Source organism: Methylobacterium sp. A49B, assembly GCF_053346215.1.
In genome coordinates, this window is sequence record NZ_JBKFBO010000002.1 from 36444 (window position 1) to 47481 (window position 11038).

Below are 11038 nucleotides of genomic sequence, written 5' to 3' on the forward strand. Positions count from 1 at the left end.
GCGGCGCGCCTATGCCGAACCCCGACTGTCATCAGGGGCCATATGGGCGATGCGGGGCCGTCGGCACAAGGGCCGCGGCCCGCATCCCTCAGGCTGCCAGCCTGAGAACCCAGTCGTAGAAGTCGGCCCAGGTCTCCGTCCGGGACGGCTGGCCGGGCACCGCCGGGGCCTCGGCCACGGCCTGCCCCCGAACGTCCCGGGGGGCGCAGCCGAACTCGGCGCGGAAGGCCTGGGCGAAATGGGCCGCGCTCTCGAAGCCCCAGCGGTATGCCACCTCCGACACCCGGGCGTGGCGTCCGTCGCCCGCGGCGAGTTCCCGATAGGCGCAGGCCAGCCGGCGCTGCCGGATGTAGCCCGACACGCCTCCGAGCGGGGCGAACAGGCGGTACAGAGCGCTGCGCGAGACGCCGAAGCGGCGCCCGAGCGCGTCGGCATTCAGCTCTGGGGAGGCCAGTTCGATCTCGATGACGCGGCGCAGGACGAGGAGGAGCGGCGCGCTGTCGGAACCCTCGCCGCGCGTCGCGTCGGGCCAGGCGCTCGTCGCGGCGGCGAGCAGCGCCGCCGTGGCCCGCGTCGCCGCCTCGGCCTCGCGCTCGGAGAACCCGTCGGCGTGCGTGCTGAGCGCGCGCAGGTGATCGGCGAGCATCCGGCCGAACGGCGTCTCACCCGGGATCACCGCCCCGTGCAGGGCGTCGAGGCGGCTCTGATCGGCTCCGAAGAGGGCCCGCGGCAACACCACCGTGAGGGCCTGGTAATCCGTGGTGCTGGCGGTCAGCGGGCGCGACAGGTCGAACAGGCAGATGTCGCCCGGCGCGCAGTCGCGCTCGTCGCCGCCGGTCCCGATCCGGGAGCGGCCGGAGAGGCGCACATGCGCGAGGATATGATCCACCCCCATACGGGCCACGAGGGCGCGTTCGCGGGCGAAGCGTAGGCCTGAGGCGCTCGCCCGGCAGAGGATCGCGTTACCGAGGTGCCGGACCTGCGACCGCCCGCGGAACTCGGCCACGTCCTCCTCGCGGATCGCGAAGGTCCAGAACGGCGCGACCGCGTCGCGCCACGCGGCAGCCTGTTGGGGACCTGGGCTCTCACTCCTGAGCTGCAGGACAGAGTTCGACCGCATCGCCCGTGTCGTGACCTTTGGCTTCGGAATGATCGTCTAGGTGGTCCCAGTACGACGATTCCGGCTTCCTTGGAAAGGGCGTGGGCCTTCACGGGTCCACGCGTAACCCGGACGGAAAATCCAAGATCCGAGGAGGCATCACCGGCGCGTTTAGTATCCTTCCTAAAGTCAATTCTTGAGGCTCATCCACAGACGGAGCCGATATGGAGCAGTGAGGCCGGTACCTTCGCGCGATACAAAACGTCCCGCGTGCCGGTTGGCCGCGGGACGTGGAAGGTGCACGGTCGTGAAGACCGGTGATGTCATGGCACAGGGTTAACGCCCGGTTACCGCCCGCTGGGCGCCGCGCCGCTGCCGGTGGCGCCGTTGCCGGTGCTGTTGTCGCCGGCCGGGGCGCCGGAGGTGGACGTGTTGCCGTTGGGCGTGCTCTGCGCGGCAGCCATGCCGGCGCTGCCGGCGACGAGGGCGAGGGCGAACAGGGCGGAATAGACGGTTCGGCTGGTCATGGGTCTGCTGATTCCGATCGGGTTCGGGACGTGCTGGACCATGGCGCCGGCCCTGAGGACTGTCTCGGGGCTGACTGAGAACTGCCTCGGGGGCAGACCCGGGGCAGACCATGCCGGCATGGGCTGGATAACCGCGCGCCTCGACGGCGTGTTCCGGCCCCCGCCCAATCGGCCGCAGCGGATGGGCAGGGCGCAATCCGCGCTTGCCGCGCTTGCCGCCCTCGTCCGCCAGCCCCTCCCGGCGCCCGTCGCGGACCCGCGGCGGCGCGCGGCCCGAACCGTCAGCCATGACCGGATCGACCGGGAACACCGAGTCCGCTCGCAAGCTTGTCCGAGCATCGGAGGCCTGGGGCGTCGCGTGAAGGTGTTCCGGATCATGCAAGCGGCGACGGGCATCGTCCTCTGGACCGGCTCGGCGCTGGACGCTCTCGCGGCGCTGGACAGTATGGCGCACGCGGCCGGCTACCACGGCCGCGCGCGCCTTCCGGATCGCCTGCGCGCCGGCGGCCTTCACGTCGCGGAAATCGATGTCGGAGGCGCGCAGGGTCTCGGGGGCTTTGCAGAAGCGTGGGCCGGCCTTGCGGGACCCGCAGCCAACCCAGGACCTGAGCCGATGAAGCGATGGCCTGCCAATGCGGATCGGCTCACGCCGGCCGGAGCCTCGGGAGCCCCGTCATGACCAAGCTGTTCATCGCGCAGCTGCGCCGGCCGGGCGGCCCGGAGCCGCTCGTCACGGTCAGGGCCGAAGCCGAGGGCGAGGCGCGCCTGTTTCTGACCGCCGCCTATCCGGAGGCCGAGATCGCCGGCCTCACCGAGCCCAGCGACTGGACGAGCGATGCCGATACCGGAAGCCGGGCCGGCGACATCCGCGAGCATCCCGGCGTGACTTGGCAGCCGCCGTCGAGCCTGGCCGGCTGAGGACAGCCCGTGTTCGGCTACCGGAATCGGCCGGTTCGGGACAATTGGAACGGTGGAATTTACGCGCCGTCAGCGCGCGGCGCCGAGGCTGCGGCATGACCTCCGGCGATCCGACTCCGCGGCTCTTCGCGGCCGCGGCCTCCCTGACCGGGACCGGGATCCTGATGTGCCGGGCCGAGCCGTCCTGGGACGGGATCCTGATCGGCCTGCTCTGCCTCGGGCTCTGGGCACTCGGGACCTTCGCGGCACGGCCGGACCGCGGCCCGCGGCCGGCACGATCGACCCGGCCGCGTGTGCTGGAGGCCGTCATCCTCGAGACGCCCCGGGCCATACCGGAGCTGTTGCCCGCGCCGCGGCCCGTATCCCGTGCCGCCGTCCCGGCGGGCGCATCCCACCTCCCGGAGGCGCCGACGCATCGGCAACGGGTCGTCGAGCGCTACACGCGCCAGCGCCGGTAGACCGCTCCTCCGGGCCGCGTCGCGAACTTCTGCCGCAGCATCGATGCGACGGGTGCCGGGTTTGCCCAGGGCCAACCCAGGAGACAGCATGGCGGACAAGGCTGACGTGACGACCTACACGGTGAAGCAGGCGCTGGCCGCGAAGGTCGCCGATCACATCGAGATCGCGGTCGAGGCCCAGGACGGCACGACGCTCAAGCTCAAGGCGACCGCCGACCAGCTGGACGCCCTGGTGGGCGATCTGGAGACCATTCTGGACGCCGACGACGCGGAGGGTGAGGCGGCCTGAGCCGCCCTCCAGAGCGGCGCCCGATCCGGTCTGATCGGGCGCCGCGCCACCGCGGCTCCGATCCGGGCTGGACCTCGGAAGTGATCGAGGTGCAACGGCACTGCCAGCCCCGTCTCGAACCGTTCATGGCGCGGCCAATTCTGATATCTTCTCGTTGGAGATCTCGATCTGAGGAGGCGCGGGTGTCCCGCTGCGTCTTCGCCATCCGGGATGGCGAATGGTCAGCTGAACCGGGCCCGGCGCACCGGGCCGTCGGGCGCGCCGCGGCGAGACCGGCCGGTCGCGGCCCGGCTGCCAGACCGGCTCCGTGACGGGACTGGCGATGGCCTCGACCGAACCGCTCGCCCCCTATCGGCTGCAATGCGTCATCCATCGCGAGAGCGCCAGCGGCATCATCATCCATGACGAGCAGATCCTCGGCGCCTCCGAGGCCGCGGCCGTCGCCGACGCGAAGGCCCGCTTCGCGCAGCTGCTCGCGGGCCGCTCGGGCTCCGCAGCCCTGCGGGACGTGGCGGGTCGTGTCGTCTGGTCCGCGCGGCAGGACGGGCCGCCCAGGGCGGAGGGGCCCGTTCCCGGGCCGCCCTGAGCCCGGACGCCGCAGCTCAGGCGCTCGCCGGATCGACCGTCAAGGTCCCGCCGGGTCGGGGCACGTCGCGGGTTCCCGCAGCGGGCGGCCGCGGCCAAGGTCGCACCGCCGGCCCGACGTACCGGTGCCCTCCGCCGCGTGCGGACTGGAGGACGGGGTTCGCGACGCCTGCGGCAGAGCCGGACAGCGCCTCGCAAACGCACCGGCATGGGACGCACGGCCGAAGGCGACCGGCCAGCGCCCGGGATCCAGGACGAGAACGGGACCTTGCGCCCACGCCCGGCATCCTCAGCCCAGGACGCGCCGACATTTCCGCGGCAACGACAGCCAAGCTTCGCCGTAGCGCCGGCTCGGGCTCAGCCTCGGGCTCAGTAGCCATCAGGTTTCTGCTCTCGGGTCGCAAATAACGATTGACCGCCGCCAACTTCTAAGTACTTTGCCTAAGCTGTCGTATTTACGGGCTAGATTGCGCCATCCGGTTGCAAATAGCATTATTTGGCTACAGCAGCCCGGTCCGGCGTAGTGGAGCGGTCGCGTCGGAGTCGTGGGCGACGATGTCTCATCCAGCATCCAGAATGACGCTTCTGATAGCGCTTCCTCTCGGCTGCGCCTGTGCTGTGACATGCCGTGCAGAACCACAGACTGTCCGGCTTCCGATGCTTGAGGTGCCCGACGATTCTGGTCCCTCGTCCCGGATCCTCCGGCAACAAGATCGGTCGGCGCTGCTCAGAAGCCCGATCGAGCTGTCGGATGCAGCCGACCGGAGCATCGCCGCGCGTGAACAGGCGGCTTGGCGGCGGCTGTCCGGCTCGCTCTGCTCGGGCTGCGGCGGCGCTGGGCGCGCCCGCAGGGTCGATTACGTCGATCCCATCGCTGTACTGAACGCGAAGCCCGCCGCCTGGAAGCCGACGGTCGTGGTGAGCCGCGCGGTGCAGCCCCCACATGCCCACCGGGTTCAGCTCGCACATCGTCATCGGCACAAGTCGAGACTCTACGCCTACTTCAGCAAGGTTCGCTACGCGCTCCTCAAATGGCGCCGGCACCACCGGCATCATCGGGTGCGCCTCGTCCAGCGCTGATCCGACGGCCCCAGGCGAAGTCTGCGGCCCGGTCCACGACCGGCGCCGGGCTCGGCCGTTCGCGTCCGCGCGCGCAACGTCGCGACCGGTGCGCAGACCATCAGGGCCGACGCGCCACAGGCCCTGCAGGGTGTCCGCGTGAACGCATCGGTTGAGGCGCTCCTCCCGTCATCACGGGCGGAGCGACCCAGGGCAGCGTGGCCCTATCGGGCGTGGCGCCACGGGATCGCTTCGCTCCGCTCGCGGAGACAGCCGCGCCGAAGGCATCGACCGGACCCAAGTCTCACACGAAGTGCGGCGGCAGGACCATGAACTGCGCGTGCACGATCAGGCTGAACCCCATAGCTGCCGTCACGACGGCGTCCACGAGGCGGCTAGTCATCGTCGCTGGCCTTGTCATCGCGCGCAGACCCCGTTCGGCCTCCGACGATCGGAGGCCTCGAACGGTCTTATGGCCAAGCTCGATGTCCGGCGTATTGCTTCGCGTGTTGCATCGGCGAACGCCGCGCTCCGCATCGGAGGCGGCCCGCTCCGCGGCGGGTCAGGCTCGGCGGCCCGCGCCGCCCTGCCGTGCCGGTTCCGGACCGGGCCCGCCCGTCACGGCTCCGGATCGACCGCCGGTGACACGCGGGGTGCCGCGACCGTCCTGCCGGCGCACAATCGGCTCCGCGCTGCCGAGCGATGCCGAACGGGCCGCTCTGATCGGCCGGTCGTCGCGCGGGCACCGACCCGACACGACTTCTTCCAGACTTTCGATGTCGGCCACCGACATCGACAGCCAAGATTCGCCGGGGAAGGCATCCTCCGGCTCCGCACGGGCACGCTCGAGCCAAGCAGCCCGGTCGCTTCTGATCTCGTCGATGAAAGACATCGGCCGCTCCCCGCGTTGGCGGGAGGTCAACGCCGCCATCCGGCGCAGGTTCAGCGGCGCGCCGCCTTCGCGGCCGTCTGCCCGGGACGCGGTTTGCAGACGCGCCCACGCCCCGGCACCCGTCGGGCCGGTCCGGGCCGCCGCGCTCTGCGCACGCCGCGCAAAAGCCGCCACCGACCCTGCGACGAGAACCTGTGATGCACCAAGGACCCGAGGGATGAAGCGGCGGCCTGCCGACACGGGTCTGCTCAGATGAAATCGGACTCGTCGAGGTCCAGGATGCCGTCCGGCGCGCCCGAGCGCTCGTACTTCTCGATGGCCGCGTCCTCGATGGCGCGGCGGTGGCTCCGGAAGATGTCGAGCGGGTCGAACGGGCGGTCGCCCGCGTGAAACAGGTCTCTCAGCACGTCGATCGGCACACGGCAGGGGACGACGCGACCGTCCAACATCCCGAATCGCACGTGGGCAAGGGTCTCCTGATCGATGACCGGCTGTCCCGCCTCATAGCCTGCCAGCGGCATGTCGCGCCTCCGCGGTTCATCCACCCGCATCGCGCCCCTCCGTCCGCCGGTCAACCGCCGCCGGCATGTCCGTATCCAATCCGACAGTCGTCCGGGCGACAAACCCGCGGCAGGGCTGCGCGATCGGGTCGGTCGCCCCAGCCCGAGCGGAGCACCACAGACGGGATCACTGAAGGGAGTGAACCTCCGGCACCATCAGGCGCCCCGCATCGAGCAGCGCGCGGACCTTGCGGGTCGCGTGCAGGAGAATGTCCGGTCGCGCGACCTCGTAGGTGTTCTCGGCCGCGAAGCTGATCAGCGCCTCCTCGATCTGACCTTCGATCTCGTCCATCAGGGCGAGCCCTGCCGCTCCCTCGCGCCGCAGGTGCGCCCCCGCGAGCGCCAGATAGGCGGCACTGGCCAGCAGGAAGGCGATGCCGTTCGCCTCCTGCGCGATGTCTGCAGGCTTTTCCATGCCGTCTGTACGGTCGCCCTGTGCCTTGTCCATCAACAACCCGCGTTCTGCAGAAGATCGACAGCTCGCTATGACTGCATCCAGGCGACGTAAAAACCCGAGAGGAGTGCGTACGACGATGATTTATCAATCAAGTGGGTCGGCGACGTGAACCATTTGCGGACATTTTTACTACCGCTAGTTGTATAAGATGGGATGGCGCGAGCCGCAGACTTCGACGTGTCCAGCATTCGGCTCGCGGCCAGCACGAATGCGCGTCGCTGCCGCAGGCAAGGTCGCACAGACTGCGCAAGGTCGCGCCGCCTGCAAACCCCGGCTGGCCCTCGGTCCCGGGCCGCAGCGCGCGGCCCCGGCGCCTCAATGATGCGGTTCCATGTCGATGACCGGACCGCCCATGTCGAAGAACTCGTCCTCGCGCGGAAGGGCTTGCTCCAGATCCTCGTCCTCCCGCCGACCGAACGGAAGGAGCGACGACAGGGCCCCGAGGCAGAGGGCTCCGGCGATGAGGGCAACGAAGATCGCGAGACTCATGACGGAACACTCGAGCGCAGCGTACGGCGGCATCAGGCACCGTTAAGATTAAGGGCCGGTTCCCAATCCGTGCAATCGCAATCCGTGGGCCGGGTCAGCGCCCGGCCGGCACCTTGTCCTGCTGGTGTTCGACCTCGTCGCGCACGCCGCGCCCCGCCATCAGGATCTCGGCCATGAACGCGGCGATCGCCGCGACGGTGCAGATCAGCGCCGCCCCGAAGCACGCGAACAGGATCGACGCCGTGGCGGCGTCGCGCAGCGCCCCGACGAACAGGGTCAGCACGGCCAGCCCGATCAGCCCGCCCGCCAGCGAGGCCAGAACGACCGCCATGTCGAGGACGAAGGAGCGTCGCCGCAGGTAGCTCAGCCGACGGGACAGGCGGACGGCCTCGGCATCCGCCGCCCTCGCCTGCGCCATCCGGGCGGCCTCCGCCGAGAGGGCGTCGACCTTGTCGGAGATCCGGCCGAGGCGGGTGGAGAACACGTTCAGCAGCGTGGCCAGGGCCGAGAGCAGGAAGGCGGGCGCGAGCGCCACCTGGATGATGTGCGCGATGCTGTCTGGCTCGGTGGAACTGAGGGAGAATCCGAACATCGCCGCGCTACCGCGCCGCGCGGGTTGCCACGGGACGCCGTCCGCGCAGCCTGGCCGGCGGCGGCAGCGCCTCGAGGAACGCGCCGGTGGGGGCGGGGGCGTCGGTCACCGGAGCCTCCACACCCGCGGCTGGGTGGCGACGATGGCGAGCACGTAGCAGGCGACGCCGAGCGGCGTCCCGTAGGCCAGGACGGCGACACCGATCCCGATCCACGTCGCGAGCAGGGCCAGCATCGACAGCAGCGCGATCGGGTTCATGCGGGTCTCCCGGTCTCCGGGCCGGCGGCCCGGACCCGCGTCATACGGGCGGGCCGGACTGCGTGACGAAGGCCGACGGCACATAGCGCCGGATGCAGGCCAGGGAAGCCGCGACCCGCGCCCGGCTCAGGAACGGGCCGAACACCACCGGCGCGGCGCCGGGCGGCGTGGCCCCGAAGGCGTCGCGCGCGTCGATCCGGGCCGTCAGGCCGCAATCCCGGCCGGCGCGGGCGATCGCGGCCAGCGCTTCGGTCGCCGCCTCGGGTCCGATGTAGCGCGACAGCAGCGTGCTGCGCACCGCGCCGGCATAGATCCACCAGCCGACCGTGTCCTCCTCCACCGCCCGGGCCGTGCGGGCCGTGACCAGGAGGGACGGCATGACCGTGAGGACCAGGACGAGGCGAGAGCCACGCCCACGGGCGACGGGCGTGCCCCGCGGCCCGGCTCCGGAAGCCCCCGCGCCCGACACCCGCGCCCTCGTGCCTGTCGCCCCCTGACCGCTGCCGTCCATCTTCGCCCCGTCGACAGGTCTTCCCAGGATCTCCAACGCCCGTCCGGCCCCGTCAGCCCGCCGCCGCGGGCTGCAACGCGCCCGGCTGCGGCTCCGGGCTCGGCGCGCCCGAGCCGGTCATCCGGCGGTCGACGGCGGCCAGCGTCTCGAGGAGGCGCTTCCGGAGCCGGGCGGCGCCGTCCGCCTCCAGGGCATCGACGTCGATGTAGAAGTCGATGCCCCGCGCGTGCTCGGAGAAGACCGTCTCCGGCGCCTCCGCGGCGAGGTCGCCCTCGATGGCGTAGGGGACGACCTCGCGGCTGATGCCCTTCATGCGGATCGGCTCCTGCGGGCCCGCCCGGACGATGTCGCTGACCAGCGCGTAGGTTTCGTAGCTCAGGGTGATCCCGCCGGGCGCGGCCACCGATTGCAGGCGGGCGGCGAGGTTCGCCTCCGCGCCGATGATCGTGTAGTCCATCCGATCGTCGCTGCCGAAATTGCCGACGTTGCAGTAGCCGGTGTTGATCCCGATCCGGGCCTGGAACGGGCGCTCGATGCCGGCCCGGCGCCAGCGGGCGTTCAGCTGGCCGAGGCGCTTCTGCATCTCGATGGCCATCCGCACGCAGGCCTGCGCGTCCTCGCGCACGCCCCGTGTCTCGGGATCGCCGAAGAACACCAGCATCGCGTCGCCGATGTATTTGTCGACCGTGCCGCCGTGCTTGAGGGCGATGGCGGTCATCTCGGTCAGGTACTCGTTGAGCAGCGCGGTCAGCTCCTCGGGCTGCAGGCGCTCGGTGGTGGCGGTGAAATCCTTGATGTCGGAGAAGAAGATCGTCAGCTTCTTGCGCTCGGTGGCCACCGACACGTCCCGCTCGCCGCTGAAGATGCTCTTGTAGACCTGGGGCGAGATGTACTTGGCGATCTGCACCGAGATCGCGGCCAGGAAGCCGTTCGACTCCGTCAGCTCGCGGTTCATCCGGTCGATCAGCCGGGACTGGCGCGCCTGCAGGAGCAGGAAGGTGGTGCCGGCGAGCGCCGCCAGGATGAAGTAGCCGAGCAGGTACTTGAAGGCGAGGACGTTGGCGGCGATCGGCTGGCGCAGGACGATCTCCTGGATGCCGCGCACGTCGCCGACCTTCCAGTCGGTCTTGGGGCTCAAGGGATGCGCGTTGTGGCAGCGCACGCAGGCGGATTCCATCCGGATGGGCGCAGCGATGCGGACCTGCCGGTCGAAGATCGAGCCGGTGGTCTCGCTGACGAAGTTGGTCTGGGGGTGGGCGCGCAGGTCGGCCAGGGCGGCGGCCTCGAAGGCGTCGAGCTCGTGGGGCTTGCGGTCCTTGAACGGCAGGTCGGACACGAAGCGGTACTTCACCGCCCCATCTCCGCCGCTGATCCGGTCGCCGAGTTCCAGGGAGAGCGTTGCGGGGATCGGGATCGCGTTCGGCACGCCCTTGTAATCGTGGGTCGTCACCACGCGGCCGGTGGCGCCGTTGACCGCCTGGACCACGTCGCTGGCGTAGAAGCTGCGCATCTGGTCGATGATCCGGCCGGTCTCCACCGCCTGCGTCGCCAGCATGCGCTCGGACAGGCCGCGGAGGTCGAGCCAGACCGCGATCGGCAATCCGGCCAGGCCGAACAGGATCGCGGCGACGAGGAGAGGGCCCATGATCCGCTGATGCCGCGCGGTCCGCTCGCTGACGCTCGACATCCGCCCCTTCTCCACAGGCCGAACGGCGTGGCCGTGCGCGTGGCCGCGTCGGCGGCAGACCGCTCCGGGCCGGACGTCCGGCTGCCCGATTCGCCGCCCGCCCCGGAGATTACAATGCTCGGGACCCGACCTCCAAGAGCATGGACGCCCCGAGACGGCGCCCCGTGGGTCATGCCTGCGGCGAGCACTGGATAGGCGCCGGGCTGAACCGGATCGGCCCCAGGAAGAACCTTGCGTCTAGTCTGTCGCGCCGGAACGGCGCCCTCTGAAAGCTCGGGCGCCAGGCAGCGAGCCGAACCCGCCGCACCACCGCGTTAATCTTAACGCCATTCTACCGCTGCGCGCAGGCTTGCAGGCCGCCGAGCGTTAGGATTTAACAAACGGTGAAGCTTCCCGGTTGGTCCTGGGATCGTTCACGAACGAACTTCAGCCCCGTCAGCCTCCGAGCGACGGGGCTTTTTGTTTCCGGAAGCGGCCCGTTACATATCCTGATGCAGATCAACTTCGATCCTGCGCGGGATGTGCTGCAGCGCACCTCCATGTAGCCCTCCCAGGGGCCTCGTTCGGGCTGTTGCATCCGTGCACTATCGCCCGAGGACATCCTGCAGTTCCTGTCGCACCGCACACATCCCGTCCAACGGGAGACAGAGGACCAGA

General features: G+C 70.4%; 15 protein-coding genes. 5 read left to right on the top strand and 10 right to left on the bottom strand.

Going from position 1 to position 11038, the window contains the following annotated elements; genetic code table 11:
• Positions 1 to 88: 88 nt before the first annotated feature.
• On the bottom strand, positions 89 to 1120 hold the full coding sequence (locus ACLBX9_RS00360; protein ID WP_447717514.1) for an AraC family transcriptional regulator: 1032 nt from the start codon (positions 1118 to 1120) through the stop codon (positions 89 to 91).
• Between the two features lie 326 nt (positions 1121 to 1446).
• The gene (locus ACLBX9_RS00365; RefSeq protein WP_010686626.1) at positions 1447 to 1626 is read right to left on the bottom strand and encodes a hypothetical protein; all 180 of its coding nucleotides are present in this window, start codon (positions 1624 to 1626) and stop codon (positions 1447 to 1449) included.
• A gap of 675 nt (positions 1627 to 2301) precedes the next feature.
• Between ACLBX9_RS00365 and ACLBX9_RS00370 the strand changes: the two genes are divergently transcribed.
• The 5 genes from ACLBX9_RS00370 (at position 2302) to ACLBX9_RS00390 (ending at position 4956) form a co-directional block, all read left to right on the top strand.
• A complete protein-coding gene (locus ACLBX9_RS00370; protein ID WP_010686628.1) occupies positions 2302 to 2544 on the top strand; it encodes a hypothetical protein in 243 nt (80 codons plus the stop codon).
• Between the two features lie 95 nt (positions 2545 to 2639).
• A complete protein-coding gene (locus ACLBX9_RS00375) occupies positions 2640 to 3002 on the top strand; it encodes an energy transducer TonB (protein ID WP_447717515.1) in 363 nt (120 codons plus the stop codon).
• A gap of 88 nt (positions 3003 to 3090) precedes the next feature.
• Positions 3091 to 3291: a hypothetical protein gene (locus ACLBX9_RS00380; RefSeq protein ID WP_010686630.1), complete on the top strand. Its 201-nt coding sequence runs from the start codon at positions 3091 to 3093 to the stop codon at positions 3289 to 3291.
• A 322-nt stretch (positions 3292 to 3613) separates the two neighbouring features.
• The gene (locus ACLBX9_RS00385) at positions 3614 to 3877 is read left to right on the top strand and encodes a hypothetical protein (protein WP_447717516.1); all 264 of its coding nucleotides are present in this window, start codon (positions 3614 to 3616) and stop codon (positions 3875 to 3877) included.
• A 665-nt stretch (positions 3878 to 4542) separates the two neighbouring features.
• The gene (locus ACLBX9_RS00390; RefSeq protein WP_158168900.1) at positions 4543 to 4956 is read left to right on the top strand and encodes a hypothetical protein; all 414 of its coding nucleotides are present in this window, start codon (positions 4543 to 4545) and stop codon (positions 4954 to 4956) included.
• Positions 4957 to 5497: 541 nt separating this feature from the next.
• Here ACLBX9_RS00390 and ACLBX9_RS00395 read toward each other — a convergent pair.
• From ACLBX9_RS00395 to ACLBX9_RS00430, 8 genes are all read right to left on the bottom strand, one after another.
• Entirely contained in the window at positions 5498 to 5827 is a 330-nt protein-coding gene (locus tag ACLBX9_RS00395; protein ID WP_447717517.1) for a hypothetical protein, read from the bottom strand.
• Positions 5828 to 6075: 248 nt separating this feature from the next.
• Positions 6076 to 6348 (bottom strand): DUF1488 family protein, encoded by a 273-nt coding sequence (locus tag ACLBX9_RS00400; RefSeq protein ID WP_106428331.1) that lies wholly within the window; start codon positions 6346 to 6348, stop codon positions 6076 to 6078.
• 166 nt (positions 6349 to 6514) lie between these two features.
• A complete protein-coding gene (locus tag ACLBX9_RS00405) occupies positions 6515 to 6802 on the bottom strand; it encodes a hypothetical protein (RefSeq protein WP_244625475.1) in 288 nt (95 codons plus the stop codon).
• A 357-nt stretch (positions 6803 to 7159) separates the two neighbouring features.
• Positions 7160 to 7333, bottom strand: a complete 174-nt coding sequence (locus ACLBX9_RS00410) for a hypothetical protein (RefSeq protein ID WP_010686636.1) — start codon at positions 7331 to 7333, stop codon at positions 7160 to 7162.
• Between the two features lie 94 nt (positions 7334 to 7427).
• On the bottom strand, positions 7428 to 7925 hold the full coding sequence (locus ACLBX9_RS00415; protein ID WP_010686637.1) for a DUF2721 domain-containing protein: 498 nt from the start codon (positions 7923 to 7925) through the stop codon (positions 7428 to 7430).
• A gap of 105 nt (positions 7926 to 8030) precedes the next feature.
• Positions 8031 to 8183 (bottom strand): hypothetical protein, encoded by a 153-nt coding sequence (locus ACLBX9_RS00420; RefSeq protein WP_010686638.1) that lies wholly within the window; start codon positions 8181 to 8183, stop codon positions 8031 to 8033.
• A 40-nt stretch (positions 8184 to 8223) separates the two neighbouring features.
• Complete coding sequence (locus ACLBX9_RS00425; RefSeq protein WP_010686639.1) at positions 8224 to 8562, bottom strand: hypothetical protein; 339 nt, start codon at positions 8560 to 8562, stop codon at positions 8224 to 8226.
• A 184-nt stretch (positions 8563 to 8746) separates the two neighbouring features.
• Entirely contained in the window at positions 8747 to 10381 is a 1635-nt protein-coding gene (locus ACLBX9_RS00430) for an adenylate/guanylate cyclase domain-containing protein (RefSeq protein ID WP_010686640.1), read from the bottom strand.
• Positions 10382 to 11038 lie beyond the last annotated feature (657 nt).